The 22,447-nt window shown below is 71.0% G+C and carries 14 protein-coding genes and 2 rRNA genes (1 of these 16 cut by a window edge); 6 read left to right on the top strand and 10 right to left on the bottom strand.

The genetic code is table 11. The annotated features are described in order from the left end of the window. Positions 1-1,993: ribosomal RNA gene (locus OG556_RS37490) — 23S ribosomal RNA — on the top strand; it begins 1,128 nt to the left of the window's first position. 87 nt (positions 1,994-2,080) lie between these two features. Then, positions 2,081-2,197: ribosomal RNA gene (gene rrf, locus OG556_RS37485) — 5S ribosomal RNA — on the top strand. An 83-nt stretch (positions 2,198-2,280) separates the two neighbouring features. Here the strand turns inward: rrf and OG556_RS37480 are convergent. After that, positions 2,281-3,528: an NADH:flavin oxidoreductase/NADH oxidase family protein gene (locus tag OG556_RS37480; RefSeq protein ID WP_331744544.1), complete on the bottom strand. Its 1,248-nt coding sequence runs from the start codon at positions 3,526-3,528 to the stop codon at positions 2,281-2,283. Positions 3,529-3,616: 88 nt separating this feature from the next. On the opposite strand from OG556_RS37480, the gene OG556_RS37475 reads away from it, so the two are divergent. Beyond that, a complete protein-coding gene (locus OG556_RS37475; RefSeq protein ID WP_331744540.1) occupies positions 3,617-4,222 on the top strand; it encodes a TetR/AcrR family transcriptional regulator in 606 nt (201 codons plus the stop codon). A gap of 161 nt (positions 4,223-4,383) precedes the next feature. Beyond that, positions 4,384-5,193: a metalloregulator ArsR/SmtB family transcription factor gene (locus tag OG556_RS37470; RefSeq protein WP_331744538.1), complete on the top strand. Its 810-nt coding sequence runs from the start codon at positions 4,384-4,386 to the stop codon at positions 5,191-5,193. A gap of 95 nt (positions 5,194-5,288) precedes the next feature. Here OG556_RS37470 and OG556_RS37465 read toward each other — a convergent pair whose 3' ends face one another. The 5 genes from OG556_RS37465 to OG556_RS37445 form a co-directional block, all read right to left on the bottom strand. Further along, positions 5,289-5,720, bottom strand: a complete 432-nt coding sequence (locus tag OG556_RS37465) for a DoxX family protein (protein ID WP_331744536.1) — start codon at positions 5,718-5,720, stop codon at positions 5,289-5,291. An 88-nt stretch (positions 5,721-5,808) separates the two neighbouring features. Beyond that, complete coding sequence (locus OG556_RS37460) at positions 5,809-6,456, bottom strand: polymer-forming cytoskeletal protein (RefSeq protein ID WP_331744533.1); 648 nt, start codon at positions 6,454-6,456, stop codon at positions 5,809-5,811. Next, positions 6,341-10,747, bottom strand: coding sequence for a hypothetical protein (locus OG556_RS37455; RefSeq protein WP_331744530.1), 4,407 nt, complete (start codon positions 10,745-10,747; stop codon positions 6,341-6,343). The genes OG556_RS37460 and OG556_RS37455 overlap by 116 nt, the downstream gene beginning before the upstream one ends. Positions 10,748-10,778: 31 nt before the next feature. Next, complete coding sequence (locus OG556_RS37450) at positions 10,779-13,049, bottom strand: hypothetical protein (protein ID WP_331744527.1); 2,271 nt, start codon at positions 13,047-13,049, stop codon at positions 10,779-10,781. Positions 13,050-13,056: 7 nt separating this feature from the next. Beyond that, positions 13,057-16,245, bottom strand: coding sequence for a DUF6603 domain-containing protein (locus tag OG556_RS37445; RefSeq protein ID WP_331744524.1), 3,189 nt, complete (start codon positions 16,243-16,245; stop codon positions 13,057-13,059). A 390-nt stretch (positions 16,246-16,635) separates the two neighbouring features. Here OG556_RS37445 and OG556_RS37440 point away from each other — a divergent pair, with 390 nt between their 5' ends. After that, a complete protein-coding gene (locus OG556_RS37440) occupies positions 16,636-18,096 on the top strand; it encodes a carboxylesterase family protein (protein WP_331744522.1) in 1,461 nt (486 codons plus the stop codon). Positions 18,097-18,173: 77 nt separating this feature from the next. Here OG556_RS37440 and OG556_RS37435 read toward each other — a convergent pair whose 3' ends face one another. The 4 genes from OG556_RS37435 to OG556_RS37420 form a co-directional block, all read right to left on the bottom strand. After that, positions 18,174-18,500, bottom strand: a complete 327-nt coding sequence (locus tag OG556_RS37435; protein WP_371523205.1) for a cupin domain-containing protein — start codon at positions 18,498-18,500, stop codon at positions 18,174-18,176. Between the two features lie 643 nt (positions 18,501-19,143). Beyond that, positions 19,144-19,707 carry an NAD(P)H-dependent oxidoreductase gene (locus OG556_RS37430; protein WP_331744516.1) on the bottom strand — a complete coding sequence of 188 codons (564 nt, stop codon included), beginning with the start codon at positions 19,705-19,707 and terminating at the stop codon, positions 19,144-19,146. Positions 19,708-19,871: 164 nt separating this feature from the next. Next, entirely contained in the window at positions 19,872-20,291 is a 420-nt protein-coding gene (locus OG556_RS37425; protein WP_331744513.1) for a nuclear transport factor 2 family protein, read from the bottom strand. 175 nt (positions 20,292-20,466) lie between these two features. Then, positions 20,467-20,967: a MarR family transcriptional regulator gene (locus tag OG556_RS37420; protein ID WP_331744510.1), complete on the bottom strand. Its 501-nt coding sequence runs from the start codon at positions 20,965-20,967 to the stop codon at positions 20,467-20,469. A gap of 221 nt (positions 20,968-21,188) precedes the next feature. On the opposite strand from OG556_RS37420, the gene OG556_RS37415 reads away from it, so the two are divergent. Further along, the gene (locus OG556_RS37415) at positions 21,189-22,433 is read left to right on the top strand and encodes an NAD(P)/FAD-dependent oxidoreductase (RefSeq protein WP_331744507.1); all 1,245 of its coding nucleotides are present in this window, start codon (positions 21,189-21,191) and stop codon (positions 22,431-22,433) included. The last annotated feature ends 14 nt before the right edge of the window (positions 22,434-22,447 follow it).

The raw sequence follows: 22,447 nt of genomic DNA, 5'->3' as shown, positions 1-22,447 counted from the left end.
AAAGGATGTGGAGTCGCAGAGACAACCAGGAGGTTGGCTTAGAAGCAGCCACCCTTGAAAGAGTGCGTAATAGCTCACTGGTCAAGTGATTCCGCGCCGACAATGTAGCGGGGCTCAAGCACATCACCGAAGTCGTGTCATTGCAGCATGAAGGGCCAACGCCTGCTGTGATGGGTAGGGGAGCGTCGTGTGCCGGGTGAAGCGGCGGTGGAAACCAGTCGTGGACGGTATACGAGTGAGAATGCAGGCATGAGTAGCGATACAAGAGTGGGAAACTCTTGCGCCGATTGACCAAGGGTTCCTGGGTCAAGCTGATCTGCCCAGGGTAAGTCGGGACCTAAGGCGAGGCCGACAGGCGTAGTCGATGGACAACGGGTTGATATTCCCGTACCCGCTTTGAAGCGCCAACGCTGAACCTCTTGATGCTAAGCCCGTGAAGCCGGCCCGGAGTCTTCGGACAATGGGACGTGGTGGAGCCGGTGACCCAAGAGGGTAGTAGGTGAGCGATGGGGTGACGCAGGAAGGTAGTCCAGCCCGGGCGGTGGTTGTCCCGGGGTAAGGGTGTAGGACGAACGGTAGGCAAATCCGCCGTTCACATAGTCTGAGACCTGATGCCGAGCCGATTGTGGTGAAGTGGATGATCCTATGCTGTCGAGAAAAGCCTCTAGCGAGTTTCATGGCGGCCCGTACCCCAAACCGACTCAGGTGGTCAGGTAGAGAATACCGAGGCGTTCGGGTGAACTATGGTTAAGGAACTCGGCAAAATGCCCCCGTAACTTCGGGAGAAGGGGGGCCATTCCTGGTGACGGCACTTGCTGCCTGAGCTGGGGGTGGCCGCAGAGACCAGCGAGAAGCGACTGTTTACTAAAAACACAGGTCCGTGCGAAGCCGTAAGGCGATGTATACGGACTGACGCCTGCCCGGTGCTGGAACGTTAAGGGGACCGGTTAGCTCCACTTCGGTGGGGCGAAGCTGAGAACTTAAGCGCCAGTAAACGGCGGTGGTAACTATAACCATCCTAAGGTAGCGAAATTCCTTGTCGGGTAAGTTCCGACCTGCACGAATGGCGTAACGACTTCTCGACTGTCTCAACCATAGGCCCGGTGAAATTGCATTACGAGTAAAGATGCTCGTTTCGCGCAGCAGGACGGAAAGACCCCGGGACCTTTACTATAGCTTGATATTGGTGTTCGGTTCGGCTTGTGTAGGATAGGTGGGAGACTTTGAAGCAGCAACGCCAGTTGTTGTGGAGTCGTCGTTGAAATACCACTCTGGTCGTGCTGGATGTCTAACCTGGGTCCGTGATCCGGATCAGGGACAGTGTCTGGTGGGTAGTTTAACTGGGGCGGTTGCCTCCTAAAGAGTAACGGAGGCGCCCAAAGGTTCCCTCAGCCTGGTTGGCAATCAGGTGTTGAGTGTAAGTGCACAAGGGAGCTTGACTGTGAGACTGACGGGTCGAGCAGGTACGAAAGTAGGGACTAGTGATCCGGCGGTGGCTTGTGGAAGCGCCGTCGCTCAACGGATAAAAGGTACCCCGGGGATAACAGGCTGATCTTCCCCAAGAGTCCATATCGACGGGATGGTTTGGCACCTCGATGTCGGCTCGTCGCATCCTGGGGCTGGAGTAGGTCCCAAGGGTTGGGCTGTTCGCCCATTAAAGCGGTACGCGAGCTGGGTTTAGAACGTCGTGAGACAGTTCGGTCCCTATCCGCTGTGCGCGTAGGAGTGTTGAGAAGGGCTGTCCCTAGTACGAGAGGACCGGGACGGACGAACCTCTGGTGTGCCAGTTGTCCTGCCAAGGGCATGGCTGGTTGGCTACGTTCGGGAGGGATAACCGCTGAAAGCATCTAAGCGGGAAGCCTGCTTCGAGATGAGCACTCCCACCTCCTTGAGAGGGTAAGGCTCCCAGTAGACGACTGGGTTGATAGGCCGGATATGGAAGCCCTGTGAGGGGTGGAGTTGACCGGTACTAATAGGCCGAGGGCTTGTCCTCAGTTGCTCGCGTCCACTGTGTTGTTCTGAAACAACGACCCCAACCCGTTTGGTCACGGGGTTGGTGCGGTTGACAGTTTCATAGTGTTTCGGTGGTCATAGCGTGAGGGAAACGCCCGGTTACATTCCGAACCCGGAAGCTAAGCCTTACAGCGCCGATGGTACTGCAGGGGGGACCCTGTGGGAGAGTAGGACGCCGCCGAACAATCATTCACAGAGAACCCCCATCCGGGAAACCGGATGGGGGTTCTTTGCATTTCCGGGACAATGGATCCCCCCCATTGACGGCTACGCGGCTTCGGGCCGGCGGGTGTCCAGCCAGGCGCGGTAGCGGCGCAGGGCCTTGCGCTGCTGGAGCTGTTCGACGAGCAGGGCCACGGCGGGGCGGGTGCCGGGGGAGGGGGCCCGGCCGGAGGCGAGGCGGCGCAACTGGTGGCGGACCTGGGCCATGCCGGCGGCGGAGGCGAGTGCCTTGTCGGACCAGGTCACCGGGCGCAGGGCGCGGTCGGCCTCGGTGCCGGTGGCCCAGCGGAGGGGCAGGTCGGGGGTGACGGCGAGGGCGGTGCCCATGCCGATCACCGCGACGCCGTCCGCGAGGACCTGTTCGGCGGTCTCGCGGCGGGTGATGCCACCGGTGAGCATGAGCGGGAGCGGGCTGGTGCGGACCAGGTCGGCGGCCAGGTCGAGGAAGTAGGCCTCGCGGGATCGGGTGCGCTGGTCGGCGGGGCGGCCGGTCATCGCGGGGCTCTCGTAGCTGCCGCCGGAGAGTTCGACCAGGTCGACACCGAGGGGGGCGAGCATGGCGATCACCTGCCGGGCGTCGTCGGCGTCGAAGCCGCCGCGCTGGAAGTCGGCGGAGTTGATCTTCACGGCGACGGCGAACTGCGGTGGGACGGCGGAGCGGACGGCCCGCACCACGTCCAGCAGCATCCGGGCGCGGTTGGCCGGTGAGCCGCCCCAGGCGTCGGTGCGGGTGTTCACGAGCGGGGAGAGGAACTGCGAGAGCAGGTAGCCGTGGGCGGCGTGGATCTCCACGCCGTCGAAGCCGGCCTGGGCGGCGCGGCGGGCGGTGGTGGCGAAACGCTCGACGGTGGTGGTGATCTGATCGGGAGTCATGGCGGTGGGGCGGCCGAAGCGGCCGCTGTGCCGGCCGAGGTCGACGCCGATGTCGGAGGGGCCCCAGACCACGCCGGGCAGGCCGGAGGGCACCTGGCGGCCCGGGTGGTTGATCTGCATCCACACCGCGGCGCCGCCGGACTTGGCGGCCCGGGCCCACTCGGTGAAGGGTTCCAGGGGTGCGGCGGCATCGAGGACGACGCCGCCCGGGCCGGTGAGCGCCTCGGCGTGGACCATGACGTTGCCGGTGATCAGGAGGCCGGTGCCGCCCGCGGACCAGTTGCGGTAGAGGTCGAACAGCCGCCGGTCGGGCAGTTGGCCGTCGCCGGCCAGGTTCTCCTCCATGGCCGCCTTCGCGATCCGGTTGGGCAGAACGGCGCCCGAATCCAGCCGTAGTGCCGTGAACAGGTCGTCCGCCATGGGGGTCTCCTCGCCCTGGACTAGAATGTTTGCACTGTTCACATTAGGACGGTGATGTAAGCAGTGCAAACATGAGTGAGGGTGACCCATGCCACAGCAGACCGGCTCGTACCACCACGGCGACCTGCGGGCCGCCTGCCTGCGCGCAGCCCGTGACCTCCTGGAGGAGGACGGCAGCGCCGCACTGTCGCTGCGTGCCGTCGCCCGCCGGGCCGGCGTCTCGGCGACCGCCCCCTACCGCCACTTCGCCGACCGCGAGGCGCTCCTCTCCGCCGTCGCCGCGCAGGGCTACCGCGAACTCGCCGAGCACCTCGTCGCCGCGCACCCGGCCCCGCGCGAACCCGAGGACCTCGCCGCCGTCGCCGCCGCCTACGTCCGCTTCGCCGTCGACCGGCCCGCGCTGTTCCGGGTGATGTTCGCCGAACCCTGCGACCCCGCGAACACGGAACGGGCGGCGGCGACCGCCGCGATGTGGGACTACGTCGGCGGAATCGTCGGCGACACCTTCCCCGGTGCCGACCGCGAGGCGATGTCCACCGCCGTGTGGGCGCTGGTCCACGGCCTGGCCTTCCTCCACCTCGACGGAAAGCTCGACGCCGCTGATCCCGCGGCGGCGGACGACCGCGTCCGGGCGGCCGTCCGCGCGCTGCTGGGCACCGCTCGGACCCGCTCCGGGGCGGAGTCGGCCCGCTGACCTGGGACGAGGCTGCATCCGCCGGAGGGGTGACGGGCTGATCGGCTGGCTCGCGGGCCATTGCGGCACCGCTGTGCCGGGCATCGCCGTTGACACGCAGCCGAACAGCTGCCTAATGTGAAAAGGCAGCCGTTCGGCTGCCTGATGGGGGATGGCGTCGGATGGACGAGATATTCAAGGCCCTGGCCGACCCCAGCCGCCGCCGGCTGCTGGACCGCCTGCGCGCCCACAACGGGCAGAGCCTGCGGGAGCTGTGCGCCGGGCTGGACATGGCCCGGCAGTCGGTCAGCAAGCACCTCGCCCTGCTGGAGGCCGCCGAGCTGGTGACCACCGTGCGGCAGGGCCGCGAGAAGCTGCACTACCTGAACGCCGCTCCGATCAACGCCATCGCGGACCGCTGGATCAGCCAGTTCGACCGGGGGCGGGCCGCCGCGCTCGCCGATCTGAAGAGAGCACTGGAGCAGCCACCCATGGACAACAACGCCTTCGTCTACACGACGTACATCAACACCACACCCGAGCGGCTCTGGCAGGCGCTCACCGACCCCGCCTTCACCGAGCGGTACTGGGGCGTGCGCTTTGAGACCGACTGGGCCGAGGGCTCACCCGTCGTCTGGGGCGAGCGCGGCGCACGGACCGCCGACCCGGAGCAGGTCGTACTCGTCAACGAGCCGTACCGGCGGCTCTCCTACACCTGGCACACCTTCAGCCCGCAGTGGGCCCGGACGGTCGGCGTCGACGAGGAACTGCGCGCCGAACTGGCCGCGGAACGCCGGTCGAAGGTCACCTTCGAGCTGGTGCCGCACAGCAACCAGGTGAAGCTGACCGTCACCCACGACGACTTCGACCCCGCCGGGACCCTGCGCTCGATGTGCAGCCAGGGCTGGCCGGCCATCCTCTCCAGCCTCAAGACACTGCTGGAGACGGGCGACGCCCTGCCCACCGCCGGGCAGCCGGTCCACGAAGGCTGACCGCCGACGGACCCGGCCCCGCACCACCGCGCACGCAGCGCAGCCGTTCGGACGGGCGTCACGGCGACGCCCGTCCGAACCGACCGGTGTACCGGTCAGCGTCGGCGGCCGAGCAGCTCGGCGGTCTCGGCGCGCCGGTTCCAGGCGATGACGGCCAGCGGCACCATGAAGATGAACGGGGTCCCGGCGTTCTCGCCGTGCATCGCGGTGAGCTGGGTGACGAACGCGAACACCAGGAAGACGATCAGCGCCGTGGCCGCCGGCCCGGCCAGCCGGCGGACCAGCAGGCCGACCGCTCCGGCCAGTTCCACCAGCCCGGTCAGGTACATGAACCAGTGGCCCACACCCATGGCGTCGAAGACGGTCGTGGCGGCGGGGACCGCGAGCAGCTTGGGCAGCGCGCTGGCCACGGCGAAGAAGAGCGCGAGCAGGATCCGCAGCGTCCAGACCACCCGGACCACGGCCTTGCCGGACTTCGTGGCGACGGTGGTGGTGGCGTTGGTAGTGGCGGTGGCGGTGCTGGACATTTCAGGTCTCCCCGGTTGGCTGTCGTTGCTTTCCCAGGTATGACCGCCGCCACCGCCCGAACTCATCGGTCCCGGTAGAAAAAGTTTGTTACTCGAACTCGAATCGGAACGTCTGCCCCTTGTGTCCGATGCCCGGGCTGCCGAAGTCTGCCGTCACGTTGCGGTGGTCGCCCTTGCCGTCGTAGACGAAGACGACCGCCTCCTTGCTCTCGTCGGTGTACATGGTGTTCCAGATGTGGAACTTGGCCTGGCCATTGCTGAAGTTCTTGAGGTTGGTCCAGTCGCCCTGGTTGATGGTGCAGTTGTTGAACACGACCAGGCCGGGGAACTTCACGCCGCCGGTGACGCCGGCTGTCGTCAGCTTCTGCACGTTGTTGTTCTTGTACCAGACGTCGAGGTCCCCGTTGGCCGTCAGGAGCCCGCCGACAGTGAGGCTGCCCTTGACCGTCGCGGTGCCGCTGACGGTGAGCCCGCCGGTGGTGGAGAGGTCCTTGTCGTACGTGCCGGCGCCGATGGCGCTGAGGTTGCCGTCGACGGTGAGGTCGCTGGTGACATGGGCGCCGTACAGGGTCACGGGCTTGGTGCGGTCGCCGCCGTACACGCTCCCCGCGACGTGGATCTCATCGCCGACCTCCAGCGTCTGCGCGCAGTGCAGGCCCTGGACGTTGCTCTGCCCGGAGACCTGGACGTCCCCGTTCACCGTCAGGGTGCCGAGTGTGAGGTCGGGCTTGTCCACGGTGACGTTGGTGTGCAGGTAGTGGGTGACGGTGTGGCCGTCGGTGGTGAGGCTGGCGCGCAGGTGGAAGGTGGCGTCGCGGGTGAGCTTCGGGGAGGTCCAGGTACGGGTGTTGGTGACGTCGTAGGACTTGTTCTCGTGGAGCATGGTGTAGGCGGCGCCGTGGGAGGCGGTCCAGGTCAGGGTGGCGGTGTCGCCGTTGGTCACGGTGGTGTGGCCGTCGTCGAGGAACGCGGGTGTCAGGTCGCTGAACTGGAAACCCGGGAAGCACTTGCCGAGTTGGAACTCGGCCGTTCCCTTGGCGGTGTCGCCGTCCTCGTCCTGGGTCCTCTCCAGGATGTCGAGGGTGGTGACGCCGATCTCGCCGTTGACGGCGATGTTGGTGAGCTCGAACAGCACGGCCTTGTCGGTGACTTCGGCGTAGCCCTGGTCGCCGGTGGGCACCGCGAGGAAGGTGCCGTCGTCCTCGCGGGCGAAGGTCCAGTCGGCGCCCGGGGTCACCGTGGCGTGGATCTGGTCCAGGTGTTCCGTGAGGGCGCCGGCGCCGGTGCCTGCGACGAGGGTGAACTTGACGGAGACGACGCGGACCGGGTCGGGGCCGGGGTTGGCGGCGGTGACGGAGATCGTGGCCGGGGTGAACGTGGTGTCCGCCGGGGTGATCTCCAGGGGCGAAGGTGCGGTGGTGACGAGGTAGTTCAGGGCGGTGGAGGCGCTGGCTCCGGCGCGGACGAACACTGCTGCTCCTGGGTCTGTGGTGCGTGGGTCGGTGGTGCGTGGGTCGGTGGTGCGTGGGTCGGTGGTCACTGCTCGTCGGCGACCGCGCCGCGCAGGCGCAGGCGGCCGGTGCGGGCGCTGAGAGGGGCGGTCGGGGTCGGGATGTGGCCGGGAGTGCCGGCGGGTGCCAACGGGTTGTCCTGCCAGCCGGTGGTGGTGGGTTCGGCCCAGCTCCAGTCGCCGTGGCGGGCCGGGGGGGGCGGGGCAGGACCCAGCCGGTGGCGGGGCTGCCGTCGGCGCCGGTGACGCCCTGCGGGCTGGTCAGGACCGGGCCGAGGCGGAAGGAGACCTCCATCCGGGAGAGCGCGGGGCTGACGAACTCGGCGGGGACGGTGAAGACGGAGACCGGCAGGATGTCGCTGACCGCGTGGACGGCGCCCCGGGGGTCGGCGAGCAGGGTGAGGTACTGCGGGGTGCCGGCGGTGGTGAGCGGGAACCCGGTGCCGATGCCGGCCAGGTAGGACGGGGCGTCCGACGGCAGGTGGACGGTGTGCAGGGTGGTGTAGTCGTCGCCGCTGGTGTAGCCGATCAGGCCGTCGGCGAGGTTCTCCAGGGCGCCGAGCCGCACGCCCCACCGGTAGTCCAGGGAGACCGGCCGGGGAGCGGTGCTGCTCGGGTCCAGGACGTACTGCCACTGTTCCCAGCTGGGGTCCATGATCGGCGGTCCGTCGAGTTCGAGGGCCAGCCGGGTGCGCAGCAGGGCCAGCGGCCGCCCGGCGAGCACGGTCATGGTGGTGTCGTCCCAGCCGCCGAGCGGGTTGACGGTGTAGAGGGTCTCGTCGACGGCCTTCAGGGTGGCGGCCAGGGCCGCCGGGCCGGCGTCGCGCAGGCCGGTCAGGAAGGAGGCCAGGTGCGGGAGTTCGGGGGCGAGGCTGTCCAGGGTGGGGTAGCTGGAGCCCGGTGCCGGGTCCCAGACGACCTGCTGCCCGCCGTCGGTGTAGACCGTCCGGCACTGGCCGAGCGCGCCGCCGTCGGGGTCGAAGGCGGCGAGGGCGGCGTCCAGGTGGTTGGGCAGCAGCCAGCCGCAGACCGGGTTGACGCCCGCGTGCAGGTCGAGCACCTGGCTGTCGTCGGTGGCGCTGACGGCGTCGAAGCGGAGCCGGGCTCCTTGCAGGAGGCGGGGGCGCAGTTCGGCGTAGCGGTAGGGGAACTCCGGCAGGATCGTCGCGCCGTCGTCCGGGCGCACGCTGTCGGCCAGCACCAGGTGCTTCTTGTCGGTGTCGGTGGAGCTGCCGCTGCCCTGCGGGTTGATCGGGTCGGTGACCTGGCCGAACTGGTCGACGACCGCGATCCGGTTGAAGGAGAACTGGCCGGCGCGCAGGTGCGGGAAGTCCGAGGCGGGCCACTTGCCGTTGCGGGAGGGCAGGGCGCCGGGGCGGGGGGTGGTCTGGTACTGGGAGCCGATCAGGGTGGCCAGGCCCTTGGCGTCGTCGGGGTGGGCGGCGAGGGCCGGGTCGCGCAGGGCGATGCGCGGGGTGAGTCCGTCGAGGGCCTGGCTGAGCAGGTCCCAGCCGGCCACCTGGTCGGCGAGCTGCTGGAGCTCGTCCTGGGGTGCGTCGGGGTGGGTGTCCCGGTACTGCTTGATCTGGGCGGCGAGGTTGAAGGTGGCGTGCGGGGTGAGGTAGATCCGCCCGGTGTAGGACTGGTAGGCCGGGGGGTCGGCCGGGCCGGTCTTCGTCCAGTGGTAGCGGGTGCCGTCGAACTGCCAGCAGTCGCCGTCGGCGGTGTCGTGCGGGATGGGGTAGTAGGACAGCTCGTAGAGCAGGTAGAGCGGCTTCCAGGGCTGCCGCCAGCTGCTGGTGCCCAGTGCCGGGAGGGTGCCGGTGACCCGCTGGTCGGGGTGGGCCACGGCGTCGGCGAGGGTGCCGGCGGCCTGGGCCTGGTCGAGCAGCCAGAACTCGCCGAGCAGGGCGCCGACGGTGGCGGCCTCGGGCAGGTGGGTCAGGGGCGGCCCGGGTACGGCGGCTGGGGCGGGGGCGAGGCCGCTGCCCAGGTCGATGCCGGTCAGCAGTTGGTCCGGTGTGCGGCAGGGCAGTGCGGCGGTGAGGTCGGCCGGGGCCGGGCTCTTGATCCCGTTCAGCAGGACCACCGGGTCCTGCGCGTGGTGGAACTCGCCCAGCGGGGAGCGCTTGAGCGTGCAGGTCGCGGGGTCGGCGCCGTGCGCGGTCAGGTAGGCCTGGGCGGCGCTGGCGAGGTCCTCGTCGGTGGCGCCCCAGGGGATCGGCTGCGGGTGCCCGGAGCCGGGGTCGCGGCGGGCGGCGATGTCGGCCGCCAGTGCCGTGACCCGGGCGGCGAGGCTGTCCTGCTCGGTGGGCTTGAGGGTGGCGGGCAGCGTGTCGGCGTAGGCGTCGGGGACGTCGTCGAGGCGGTTGAGCCACCAGGCGCCGTACAACTTCCACTGGGTGTCGGACAGTTGACGGACCTGGGCATCGTGGGCGGCCTGGTCGGTGTTGAGTCGGGCGCAGAGTTCGGCGCCGGCGGTGCCGTCCACCAGGTCCCAGGTGTGGCCGCCGTGGGTGGAACCGAACCAGGCGCGGTGGATGGACTGGTCGACGGACTCGGTGCCCGCGTCGTCCAGGCCGTCGAGCAGGCCGTGCGCCAGCGCCTCCAGCCGGGCGGCGTCGTCGGCGTCGGTGCCTTTGGCCACCAGCAGGGCGGTGAGCGCGTCGACGGAGCTGCTGCCCACCGCGACGTCCACGTCCACGCCCTGGGGGCGGTCCGAGGCGGGCACGGTGCCGGCCTTGTCCCAGTTCAGGCCCAGCACCTGACCGGTGTAGAGGGTGCGGTCGGTGGGCGGGGTGTCGGCGTCGGGGTCGGCGGCCAGGGCCCAGCCGAGGGCGGCCAGGCTGGTCGCCTCGTGCAGCGGGTCGGCGCCGGGTGCGGAGTACCAGCCGGTGACGAGGTAGCCGAGGGTGTCCTGGTCCGCGACGCCCGCCAGGTCGTCGTGCAGGGAGAGGACGTTCTCGTTGAACGGCTGGAAGGCGGAGAAGGTGAGCAGGCCCGGCCCGGCGGCGGTGACGTACGGGTCCTGCGTGCCGCTCTCGCCCGGCCAGTCGGCGGCGGCGGTGCGCCGTCCGATGTGGACGCTCCGGGCGGTGCCGGGGCGCAGGTAGGGGGTGGTGCCGGTGGCGGTGTCGCCGTCGGCGGGCAGCCAGTCGCTCTCGATCACCCAGGAGTGGGCGGTGCGGTCGGCGGCCGGGCCGCTGTAGCGGACGACGAGCCAGCGGTTGGGCACCAGCGGGAAGGTGGTGTCGCCGGTGTCGGGGTCGTGTGCGCCGTTGCGCAGGGCCTGGGGCAGCTGCCACTGGAGGTAGACGCCGCCCGCGGTGGTGTCGGTGTTCCAGTGCGCGGCCTGGTTGTTGTCGAAGGGCTCGCCCTCGGGCGGGAGGTTCTGCGCCAGCAGGTTGAAGTTGGCCTGCCAGCGGATGAACGGCACGCTGAAGCGGACTTCGTCGTTGACCGCCAGGGCGTCGACCTGGACCGGGACGATCAGCGGTCCCTTGTCGTCGTTCGGCATGGTGCTCGCTTTCGTCAGGATCGCTGGAGGGTCATCGCTGGAAGGTCATCTGCTGGGCCGCCTTGACCATCTGGATCGCCCAGCCGGCCGCGCTGAGGCCGTTCTCCTGGGCGTGGTCGCCGAGGGCGGCGGTGATGGCGTCGCCGATCCGGGTGACGTCCAGGACCCGGGTGTCCGGGTCGAGGTAGCCGCTGACCTGCGGCAGCTGGACGCCCGGCAGCGTGGCGCCGATGTCGTCGCCCCTGAGGTTGCGCAGGTGCAGGACGTCGCCGTCCTGGATGCCGAAGTGCAGGCCCTGGGGCGGTTCCGCCACCACGAGCCGGTCCACGATGCCGTCGGCCAGCACCAGCAGCACGTCCTCGCCCAGCGTGTCGGCGCGCAGCACCGTCAGCTCGTCCTCGCCGGCGTACAGGTGCATGCGCAGGGCGGGCCAGCCGGGCACCAGGCAGGAGCGGACCAGGAAGCCCGAGAGGCGGGCGGGCAGGTCGGTGAGGGCGTCGTGCAGCAGGGTGCTGAGGTCGCTGTCCAGGCTGCCGGCGATGCCGATGCTCAGCGCGCCGTCGACGAGCGCCGTCTGCCAGGCCCGGTCGACGTAGCAGAAGCGCAGGCTCTCGTTGGGCAGCAGTTCCTGGCGGGGCACGAGCTGTTCGAGGGGTACCGGGTGGAGCAGGGCCAGGCGGTCGAGCCAGTCCAGCACCGGGTTCGCGGCATCGGCGGTCGCCGCCCGCAGTGCCTCGCGCGCCTCGGGCCGGGCCAGCTGGCCGCGCAGCCACGGCGCGGCGGCCTGGAGGGGCGGGGCCGGTCGCGCCTGGGCCAGCCGAGGGCCGGCGGCGGCCTGGTCCAGCGGGCTCGCCAGCGCGGTGGTGAGGGTGTGGGCGAGGCCGCGCAGGGCGCTCGCCTCGAACGCCTGCCGGGCCGGGCGGGCGCCGATCGCCGCGGGTGCGCCCGCCTGGTCGGTCGCGGCCCGGGTGCCGACGAGGCTGCCGCTGCCGGCCCGGCCGCGCGCGGCGAGCATCCGGCCGGCGCCGGCCCGGGCCACCGTGCGCCAGGCCATCAGCGCGGGCGGGAACTGCGGGTCCGCGAGCGCGAGGGAGCGGCCCAGGGTCCACGCGGCGGCGTAGCTGACGTCGAAGAGGCCGTGCTCCTCCAGGTACACCAGCCGGGCGTCCGCGTTCGCGCCGTGCTCCACGCTCTGCGGGAGCGGCTGGGTGGGCAGCGGGGTGAGCGGTCCCCGGTACCAGGCGTAGCTCTGCTCGCCCGAGTCGAGCTGGTGGGCCAGCGGCGTGTAGCCCTGGGTGAGCCGGTCGCCGGCCTCGCCGGTGGCGCCGTTCGGCGGCAGCCGCAGCCCCAGCGCGGCGGCGTCCTGGCGGCCGGGTGCGGCCAGGTTCTCGACGAGGGTGCCGAAGTGCGCCCCGGAGTCCGGCAGGGAGCGGAACGACCAGGACCGCAGCGAGACCAGGCGCAGCGGCGCGCTCGCCACCGTGCTGCCGTCGAGGTAGGCGGCGAAGCCCTCCAGGGAGACCAGGTGGGCCGTGTACTGGCCGCCGGTGGTGGTGGGGAAGCGGTTGCCCACGACCACCGCGTGCAGGCCCTCGTAGGACGCGTCGTCGCGCAGGGTGTGCCACCAGCGGGGCGGGGTGGCGCGGTGGACGCCGCGCAGCGAGCGGGCCCGGGTGCGGTCGCTGCGTGAGCGCGCCCCGCTGGGCTCGTCCTCGCCGCGCCGCAGGTGGACGAGTCGGCCCAGTTCCCCGGTCCGCGGGGCGATCGCGGAGAACAGTTGGGCGGGGACGTCGATCGTCCGGCACTCGGTGGCCAGGTCCGGCTGTTCGACGTCGGTCAGCGCGGGGGCGATGGCCTGGGCGGCGGGGGTGGCCAGCAGGTCGGCGACGGTCATCGTCTCGGTGCGGCCGGTGGCGGACGGGTCGCCCGGCAGCTCGCCCTCGGCGAAGAGGAGCACCGCCAGCCACGGCACGGCCGGCTGCCCGGGGGTGGGCGCCGCCCCCGTGAGGGTGCGTTCCCAGGGCAGTGGCGGGGTGTCCAGGGTGATGTGCGGCAGCAGCTGGTCGAAGGTGCCGGTGGCGCCGTCGGTGGGGTACACCCCGTGCACCGCGCCGTCGGGCAGCGCGAACCGCGCGGCCTGCACCGCGAGGGTGCGCACCACCGGGGTGGCGAAGTAGTCGCCGGTGTCCAGGCCGTCGATGGCGTGCCCGGTGGTGATCTGGTAGGTCCCCGCCTCCAGGGCCGGGACGAGGCTGTCGTGGAACTCCAGGCCGCTGGCGGTTCCCGGATCTTGACTGAGCATCAGGTGGTCACTTTCCGGTCGGGACGAGAAGCGGCTCGGCGGCCAGGTCGCCGCGGGCGAGGTCGGCGTAGCCGCTCAGCGGGCCGACGGGGTCGAGCGGGTATCCGAGCCCGCCGAGCTGGGCGCGCAGGGCCTCGCGGGTGGCGGCGGTCGACGGAGCGGCGATGCCGGTGTCGGCGGCGGTGATGGCCGCCACGGTCTGCGTGCTCGTCTGCGCCACGGGGCCGACGGCGGCCGCTCCCGCGTCCAGGGGCAGGGCGCCCTGGGGCAGCAGCGGGTCGAGGTCGAGGACGCCGGGCGCGACCGCGAGCTGTCCGTGGAAGGCCGGTGCCGGGACGGTGACCGTCAGGCCGGTGAGCCGGCCGGGTAGCAGCCCGGTGCCCTTCAGCGAGCTCTCGCCCGGGCCCCACAGCGACTGCGGCACGTTGGAGCGCACCGGTTCGACGCTCCAGGTGGAGTGGTCGACCTGCTGGCCGTCCTTGGTGATCGTGACGCTGTGGGTGGACGTCAGGTCGCCCCGCTGCATCGGGCGGATGTGCAGCGGGTCCTCGTTCTGGGTCACGGCGGCGCCGCCGAAGAGCACCTTGCTGGCCGGCACCGCCGAGGAGGTGACGAAGCTGAACCCGTGGGTGGAGGCGTACCAGGGGCCGGCGTCCGTTCCGTCGTCGCGCACCCGGGCGAGGGACGAGGGGTCGGTGGGCTTCCAGGACAGCCCGGCCACCGGATCGGCCTGCACGGCCTGCTGTTTGGGCGGCAGCTGGGCCTGGAAGTCGGTCCAGGGGACGGGCGGCAGGTGGTCCGGGCGGCTCTTGCCGAAGCCGATGTGGAAGCTGATGAACCACAGGTGGACGGTGGCGTTGCCGCCGATGGGCGGGCCCCACAGCTCCACGTCCACCCCGAGTTCCAGGCTGATCGTGATGTGGACGAACCAGACGTGGAGGGAGAACCGGACCCCGATGCTGACGCCCATGGCGACGTCGAAGAAGAACGGCGACCACTGGATCAGGGCGTCCAGGTGCGCGGTGAACCAGGCCCGCAGCGGCCCGGTGTCGAAGACCAGCGCCAGCGCACCGCCCAGCATCGCCGCGTGCGGGGTGATGGCCGCGTACGCCTGAGCGGTCAGGGTGAGGGTGTTGCTGATCGACCACTTGATCCCCAGCCGGGGTACGGCGGGGTAGTGGCCGGGCTTGACGAAGGCCGGGTGGTAGCCGCCGACGGAGACCACGAAGTCCCCGGCGTGCGGGCTCGGGGGTACCCAGACGCAGAGCGCGAGGCCGCCGGTGGGCTTGCAGTTCTTGTCCAGGATGTAGGACTTGTCGGTCAGTTGGGCCGTCAGGGAGAGCAGGCCCTCGCTCTGCCGGTACAGCGCCTCGGCCGCGATCTGGATCCGTGCCACCTTCGGATCCTTGCCCGCCTTCTGCTCGGCCGCCGTCAGCTTGGGGAAGTCGAACTCCCCGAGCCCCAGCAGCGCGATCACCAGGGACTCGCCGAACTCGACCAGTGCCATGGAGCGGAAGTCGGCCAGCTCGAACATCGTCCAGTGCAGGCCCGCCGCCACCCAGGTCTCGCCGTCCTTGGGCGCGACCCAGGGCTTGGCCCCGCCGGTCAGCGTGTCCAGCACCTTCATCGGGGTCGAGTCGGCGCCGCCGGTCAGGTTGAGCAGGGGGAAGGTGTCGATCTCGGTCAGTTCCGGGACGCGGACCTCGCTGTGGTAGCCGAAGCCCAGGGAGACGTCCTTGACCCGGAAGGGCGGCGGGCCGAAGCCGGCCTCCGGGTTGGTGCCGGTGCCGAGTTGGCCGAAGAGGAAGAGCGAGAGGGTGCCGTCGGCCTTGCGCGCGTAGGAGCCGGCGATCCCGACGCTGATGATCGGGGCCGTCAGCATGCCGTCGCCGTCGTACCGCACCGGCCAGTCCGGAGTCGGGTTGGTGCGCAGCGCGCCGCCCAGCGCGATCGGGTCCGCCTTCGCGCTGATGCCGAGGCCCTTGAGCACGGGGGTGGCGCTGCCGGGGTCGGCCAGCGGAATGCTGACCCCGAAGCCGCTCGCCTCGAACGTCAGCGCGTGGGCGTTGATGCTGAAGTCCGCGGTGACCTGGATCGCGCCCTTGGTGTAGCCGAGGTTGAGCTTGCCCAGTCGGAACGGGCCGCTGGACTCGGCCTTCGCCGGCTGGTCGGCCTTGCCGCTGGGCCCCTTGTCCTGGGGCAGGGCGGCCCAGGTGCGCGAGGCCTCGCCGAGGCGGACCTTCACGGCCTCCCGGGGCGTGCCGCCGAGGTCGTAGGCGAGGGACGCGGTGACCCCGCTGTCCAGCGGGCCGGCCGGGAGCTCGGGCGCGTTGCCCGCGGGGAAGTCGGCCTTGACCGCTTTGAGGGCCTTGTTGAGGTCCGCCACCTCGGTGTCGTCCAGCCCCTCCGTGATGAACAGCAGGGCCGCGTGCTGCATCACCAGGTCGTCGGCCGGCGGGACCAGCGCCTTGATGATCGGCAGTCCGGACAGCGACAGCTTGACGGCCGCCTGCACCACGGCGAGGTAGCGCCTGCCCGCGTCGCCCCGGTCCTGGATCAGCAGCGCCCAGGCCACGCTGGAGGCCGGGGTTCCGCTGCTCAGGGCGGCGCTGCCGGACAGCACCAGGGTCTTCGTGTCCTGGTCGTAGCGGAGCCAGACGTCGGTGAGGGTGAAGCCCAGGTCGCCGGGCAGGGCGCAGCCGAAGGACTGCGTGACGTCCGGCAGCTCACCGCCGCCGTGGCCGTCCGGCGTCAACGGGCCGTCGGTGTCGACGGGCAGGCGGTAGGCGGCGCTGTCGAGCGTGCAGCCCAGGACGGCGCCGACGCCGCCGCCGCGCAGGACGAACCTGGGCTGGGTGAAGCCGAACGTGGAGAGGTAGGTGAAGTCCTCGGTCTCCGTCGCCGTGGTGAAGGTCCAGGCGCTCAGGGTGAACGCGATGTCGAAGTCGGCGAGTTGCTTGCGGTCGGCGTCGGCCGTGAAGGTCACCGTGACCGGCAGGCCGGTGGCCTTGCCGAGTGCGGCGGTGCCGTGGACCGTCAGGGCGTCGGCGTCGGTGGTCGCCTTGCCGATCTTCAGCGAGTCGCCGAGGTGGGGCGAGACCAGATCGGCGGCGCCGAGTTCCTCGCCGGTGATCTCGAACGTCCCGCCCTGGCTGCTCGTCAGTCGCTGCCGCAGTTCGTCGATGCTCAGTGTCATCAGCCGGTCGGCCTCCCGCCCTGGTTGTGGTTCATCCGGTCCCGGCCCCCCGGCCTGCCCGACCGGCCGGGCGTCCCCGCCACTGGCCCGTTCCGGCTCGGGACATGACAATTGAGCCCCCCTGGATCAACCAGGGCGACAACGGCCGTGCGCGCCGGAGGCCTTGACTCGCCAGGCTTGGAGCGCACGTCCGACACGGGACTGCCGCAGCGTATCCGAGGCGTGTGCGGGTAGTGACGGAACGAAGCGAGCTTGGCCGATATGCATCGCCTACGGCCGAGTTCGGCAGGTGTCGTGAACCGTGCGGAGCGCCGGACCGTTGCCTCTTCCCGTCCCACGGCGATAGCGGTAAACCGGAGCCGTCCCCCGTCTGCGAGGAAGGCGACACCGATGACCCTGAGCGAGAGCCCCGTCGTGACCATCGAGTCCGGCGGCGTCCGAGGCACCGTCGAGGACGGCGTCGCCGCGTTCCGCGGCATCCCCTACGCTGCCTCGCCCGTGGGCGGGCGGCGCTTCGCCGCCCCCGTGCCGCACCCCGCCTGGCCGGGCGTCCGGGACGCCGACCGCCCGGGCCCCTCCGTCCCGCAGGGCCCCTCCCGGCTCGAAGCGGTCATGGGCCCACGCACCCCCGACTGGGACGAGGACGGCTGCCTCACGCTGAACGTGTGGACCCCCCGTCCGCCTGCGGACGGGTCCGCCCCGGGCACCCTGCCCGTCCTGGTGTGGTTCCACGGCGGCGGGTTCACCAGCGGGTCCGGCGGCTGGGACTGGTACGACGGCCGGCACCTGGCCGCCGCCGGCCGGGCCGTCGTCGTCACCGCCAACTACCGCCTCGGCCCGCTCGGCTACCTCTACCTGCCGGACCTCGGCATCGAGAACCTCGGCGTGCAGGACCAGGCCGCCGTCCTCGCCTGGGTGCGGCGCAACATCGCGGCCTTCGGCGGCGACCCCGGCAGCCTCACCGTCGGCGGCCAGTCCGCCGGGGCGTTCTCCGCCCTCTACCTCGCCGTCTCCCCGACCACCGGCCCGTCCGTCAACCGGGTCATCACCCAGAGCGGTCCCTTCGGGCTCGCCCCGCAGGACCCCGAGGAGGCGAGCGACCACGCCCGGCGCTTCCTCGGCCTCCTCGGCCTGGACGGCGTCCGGGACCGGGGTGCCGCGCTGCGCGCCGTCCCGGCCGACCGGGTCCTGGCCGCCTACCAGCAGCTCTCCCGGGACGTCGCCCGCCCGGGCAGCGTCGCCCCGCCCATGTACCCCGTCCTCGGCGCCCCCGGGATGCCCGCGACGTGGCAGCAGGCGGTGGTCGACGGACGCCTCGACGGCAAGGGCCTGCTGACCGGCACCACCAGGAACGAGATGACCTCCTTCTTCGCCTTCGACCCCCGCATCCGGGAGATCACCGCCGACCGGGCCCGCTCGGTCGCGGCCGGCCGGGCCGACGGCGGCGGCGAGCGGTACGACCGCCTCGCGGCCCGGCGGCCGGACGCGACCCCGGCCGACATCCTCACCGAGTTCGAGACCGGGCTCGTCTTCCGTGACGGCACCCTCGCCATCGCCGACCGCCACGCCGCGGCCGGAAACCCGACCTACGTCTACCGGTTCGACCGCGCCCCGGTACCCGACCCCGCAGGCCTGGGCGCCGCGCACTGCGCCGAACTGCCCTTCTTCTTCGACACCTTCGACGCCTACCCCGACAGCCCCATGCTCGGCGAGGCCACCGCCGCCGTCCGCTCGCTCGGCGACACCTTCTCCCGCGCGATCGCCGCCTTCGTCGCCACCGGCCGCCCCGCCGCGGACCAGTGGCACCCCTACGAACCCGCCGATCCGGCGACCGTCCGGTGCTTCGGCTGACACCGGCCGTGCCCGTTCCGCGGGTGGGGAGCGGCCGCAGGCCGCGGGCCCTGCCGCCCGGGCCGGTCAGGGGCCGGTCAGGCCAGGAAGTGGTCGTGCCGGCCGTAGAGTTCGGCCCATTCGGCGTCGCTCATCGGGCGTTTTCGGGCCGCGACCTCCGCGATCTCCTCGAAGAACGATTCACGTGGCACGCCGGGCACGAAGAGCATCAGCATCGAGGCCGGTTCGTCGGACTCGTTGCGGAAGCCGTGCACGGCGCCCTCCGGCACGTGCAGGAAGTCCCCCGCCTCGGCGTCGATCCACCGTTCGCCGTCGTACAGGCGCATGACCCCGGACAGGACGAAGAAGGACTCGGACATGGTCCGGTGGAAGTGCGGAGCGGGGCCTGTCGGCCGGGGCCCCATGTCCAATCGGTACAGACCGAACGTCTTGTTCGCGGAGGGCGTGTCGACCAGGTAGTGGACGCTTGTTCCCCCCGCGCCGATCAACACGTCCGGTGCGGCGGCGCCGAATCGGAGATTTGCCGTATTCTCGCCCGATTCGCCCCAGTAGTGAGCTATTGGGTAGGACATGGCGGATTTCCCTTTCGAGGCATTCGCGTGATTGGTCGGTGGTCCGGTCCGTCGCCCCGGCGACGCATACGACGTGTGCCCGGCCGGCTGCTGACGGTGCCGGACAGGGCGGCGGCGTTCGGCCCGAGGGCGCCGAGCACGTCCGAAGCACCTGCGGGGCGTGTGTCCGGCGGCTCCACCGGCTCTTCGTGGCCCAAGCGGACCCAGGCGTCGGCAGGCGTCGACAGGCCCCGACGGCCCGGCGAGGGCCATAGGTCCACGGTGCGCCGAGGTGGCCGTCGGCGCACCCGCAGCGGCCTGGCCCCGGCGCGACGCTGCTGCGGAGGGTCGGCGACGGGCTGCGGGTTCCGGGGCGAACGGTGGGTCGGCGCCGTGCCGGTCACCGACGGCTCCGGGTCGGTGACCAGCACCGAGGGTCGCTGCGCGCAGGGTGGCGGCGAGGCGTACGACGGGTTCGGCGGGCGGCTGGGGCGGCTCAGCCGCGCAGCGTCTTCATGGCCGCCGACCAGGCCTCCAGCTGTTCGAACAGCCGGGTGGCCGCGGCGTCGTGGTGCTCGCCGGGTTTGAAGAGGGAGAGCTGTTCGAAGTCGGAGTACAGCGAGAAGGACAGCTGCTGGTTGACATGGGCGAGTTGGAGTGCGCTCGCGATGCTGCGCAGGTGCTCGACGGCGCGGACGCCGCCGAGGGTGCCGTAGGAGACGAAGGCGGCGGCCTTGTTGTTCCACTCCGCGTAGGCGAAGTCGAGGGCGTTCTTCAGCACGCCGGGGATCGAGTGGTTGTACTCCGGGGTGACGAAGACGTAGCCGTCGAACTCGGCGACCTTTGCGGCCCACGCCTTGGTGTGTTCGCCTTGGTACTGGCCCATGGACGGCGGCAGCGGCTCGTCCATGAAGGGCAGGGGCCAGTCGGCGAGGTCGACGGGCTCGTACTCGACGCCGGCGCGGGCTCCCGCGCGGTCGATGACCCAGTCGGCGACCGCTTTGCCGTTGCGGCCGGGGCGCGTGCTGCCGAGGATCACGGCGATCTTGAGGGTGCTCACGGTGGGCGCTCCTTCCGTGCCGGTCCTGCTGGGGCAGGCCGGCGGTGGTGCGGCGGGCTCCGTCGGGTGTGGCCGGGTGACAGGTGCAGGTGCCGATGTTCCCGCTTGAGCCTCCACGTCGGATTCTAGATCCAATCACTTGAAGGCTCAAGCCGTGGCGGGACTTAGGCCAGGCCGAGCTGGGCGGCGATGACGGAACCTTCCGCGTAGCAGTCGAAGCGCTTGATCTTTCCGCCGACCAGCTCGAACACGTCGCAGCACGGGGCGTCCATGCGCCTGCCGGTCGGCGGGACGGTGCCGGACGGCAGCTCCAGCGGGCCGAGGTGGGTGCCTTGCAGGCGTAGTTGCACGATCACCACGTCGCCGGTGACGTAGAACCGTTCGAGTTCCCGGTGCATGTCGGGGAACGCCCGCGCGTAGGTCTCGACCGTCTTGCCCAGCTGGTCCGCGCCGCGGTAGGTGAACGGGACCGACATGTCGGTGAAGGTCCCGTCCTCGGTGAACGCCGCGATCCAGCCGGCGACGTCCTGCTCCTCGGCGACCTGGTAGGCGTTGCGAATGATCTTCTCGTTCTCCAGTGACATCTCAGCTCCCTGATCCGTGCCGCACGGAGGTGGCGAGGCGGCGCCGGGATCGACGCCCTTCTGTATTGACTTTAACCTTCAAGTCAATCTGGCGAAAGGGTGCGGTGCTTCGCTTCTATCACGGGTCGAGAGGCCCTACGGCCACAGTCGTGACTTGAGTGATCAAGCCCTGGACTCAGCGCGCAGGCGAGTCGATGCGCTGGAGGATGCGTTCCGCGTCCTGCCCGAGCCTGCGCAGGCGCTCGCCGGACAGGTTGTCCACGACGAGGCGGCGGACATGGGCGACGTGTCCGGGGGCGGCCGCCTCCAGTTTGCCCATGCCGGCGGGCAGGAGGATGGCGTTGGTGAACCGTCCGTCGGTCGGATCCGGCTCCCGCCGGACGTAGCCGCGGCTCTCCAGTCGCTTCACCATGTGCGACAGACGGGACAGCGACGTGCTGGCGTGCTCGGCCAGGACGCTCATGCGCAAGGTCCGCTCGGGCGCCTCGGACAGCATGGCGAGGGTCATGTACTCGACCATGCTCAGCTCGGCGTCGCGCTGGAGCTGGGCGTCGACCGCCCAGGGGAGCCGGGTGATCAGGCGGACCACCGACATCCAGGAGGCCAGCTCGGCCGGCGTGAGCCACAGGTCCGCATGCTCGTCCGGCGCCTGGGGCGTTCCCTCCTGGTTCGTCATCTTGTGAGCGTATCACTTGAACGGTCATGCCAATCGGGCCGAATTCCCGTTGAGGAGACCGGTCCCTCCACCCGGCGGCCAGCTGCTACTGTGGGGCCAGATTCAACGGAATGCGCGAAAAATCGCTCCTGAATGGTGTTTCTGAGCGGCGCCCTCGCGGTGTTTGTTCCCTTCGCGGAACCCCAGTGCTTCCTTCGTGACCACAACGAAGGCAGAAGACTGTGCACCAGCACCGTGTCATCATCGCCGGCGCCGGACTCGGCGGCCTCACCCTCGCCCACGGGCTGCGCGCCCGCGGCTTCGACGTCGCCGTGTACGAGCGGGACCCGCACCCGGACGCCAGGCCGCAGGGCTACCGCGTCCAGCTCGACGAACCCGGGCTCGCGGGCCTGGAACGCTGCCTGCCGGAGCACCTCTTCCGGCTCGGCCTGGCGACCGCCGCCTCGCCGCCCGCCCGGGTCTCCGTCCGCGACCGCCACCTGGGCGCGCTCGCGGACCGGCCCACCGCGCCGGGCCCCGATCCCACCGGTGGCGCCGCCCACCCGTACCGCTCGTACGCGTTCAACCGGCCGACGCTGCGCCAGATCCTGCTCTCCGGCCTCACGGACACCGTGCGCCACGGCGCGGAACTGCTGAGCTGGGAGAGGGAGCAGGACGGAACGGTCACCGCGCGGTTCGCCGACGGCCGCAGCGCGAGCGCCGACCTGCTGGTCGGCGCGGACGGGGTCGGATCGGCAATACGCCGACAGTTGCTGCCGCACGCCCGGGTCGAGGACGCGGGACTGCGCCTGATCTACGGCAGGATTCCGCTGGACGGGCTGGGCAGCGGGGTCGGAGAGGCCGAGGAGGCGAGCGCACTGCCGTCGTGGGTGTTCGACAGCATCTTCACCGTGGTGACCGGCGGCCCGGGAAGCCCGCACGTCGGCTTCGGGCCCGTGCGCTTCGCCCGCCCTCCCGGTGCCGCCGGCCCGGCACACACGCCGCCCGTCCCCCTCACCCCCGTCGGCGACTACATCGCCTGCCTGGTGGGAGCGCCGACGGACCACCCCGCCATGCCCTCGTTCGAGGCGCTGCGCGGTCTCGACGGCCCCGCCCTGCGCGAGCTGGCCGGACGCCTGGTGGGCGACGACTGGCACCCCGACGTGCACCGCCTCCTGGACCGCTGGGAGACCGACTCGCTGTTCCCGCTGCGCATCTCCACGGCGGGCCCCGTACCGCCGTGGGAGCCGGGCCCCGTCACCCTGCTCGGGGACGCGATCCACGCCATGAGCCCGGTGCTGGCGATGGGCGCGAACACCGCGATCCGCGACGCCGCCGAGCTGGCGCGGGCCCTGGCCGGGGCCGCGGCCTCCGGTGCGCCGCTGGTGGACGGCGTACGCGCCTACGAGCTCCGGATGCGGGAGTACGCCTTCTCCGTCGTGGCCGCCTCCCGGCGAACCGGCCGACAGCGGGTCGGGCAGCGCTGACGGCCCAGAGGGGC

It is taken from the genome of Kitasatospora sp. NBC_01300 (genome assembly GCF_041435235.1).
In the GTDB taxonomy this organism is placed as follows: domain Bacteria; phylum Actinomycetota; class Actinomycetes; order Streptomycetales; family Streptomycetaceae; genus Kitasatospora.
Note: the sequence above shows the minus strand (reverse complement) of the source record. Positions and strands in the feature narration are given on the sequence as shown.

What these genes read in the sequence shown, in the direction of transcription:
- OG556_RS37475 (WP_331744540.1), top strand. Translation starts at nt 3,617, where the DNA reads ATGCCACAGCAGACCGGCTCGTACCACCACGGCGACCTGCGGGCCGCC.
- OG556_RS37445 (WP_331744524.1), bottom strand. Translation starts at nt 16,245, where the DNA reads ATGACACTGAGCATCGACGAACTGCGGCAGCGACTGACGAGCAGCCAG.
- OG556_RS37425 (WP_331744513.1), bottom strand. Translation starts at nt 20,291, where the DNA reads ATGTCACTGGAGAACGAGAAGATCATTCGCAACGCCTACCAGGTCGCC.
- OG556_RS37420 (WP_331744510.1), bottom strand. Translation starts at nt 20,967, where the DNA reads ATGACGAACCAGGAGGGAACGCCCCAGGCGCCGGACGAGCATGCGGAC.
- OG556_RS37450 (WP_331744527.1), bottom strand. Translation starts at nt 13,049, where the DNA reads ATGCTCAGTCAAGATCCGGGAACCGCCAGCGGCCTGGAGTTCCACGAC.
- OG556_RS37480 (WP_331744544.1), bottom strand. Translation starts at nt 3,528, where the DNA reads ATGGCGGACGACCTGTTCACGGCACTACGGCTGGATTCGGGCGCCGTT.
- OG556_RS37470 (WP_331744538.1), top strand. Translation starts at nt 4,384, where the DNA reads ATGGACGAGATATTCAAGGCCCTGGCCGACCCCAGCCGCCGCCGGCTG.
- OG556_RS37435 (WP_371523205.1), bottom strand. Translation starts at nt 18,500, where the DNA reads ATGGGGCCCCGGCCGACAGGCCCCGCTCCGCACTTCCACCGGACCATG.
- OG556_RS37440 (WP_331744522.1), top strand. Translation starts at nt 16,636, where the DNA reads ATGACCCTGAGCGAGAGCCCCGTCGTGACCATCGAGTCCGGCGGCGTC.
- OG556_RS37455 (WP_331744530.1), bottom strand. Translation starts at nt 10,747, where the DNA reads ATGCCGAACGACGACAAGGGACCGCTGATCGTCCCGGTCCAGGTCGAC.
- OG556_RS37465 (WP_331744536.1), bottom strand. Translation starts at nt 5,720, where the DNA reads ATGTCCAGCACCGCCACCGCCACTACCAACGCCACCACCACCGTCGCC.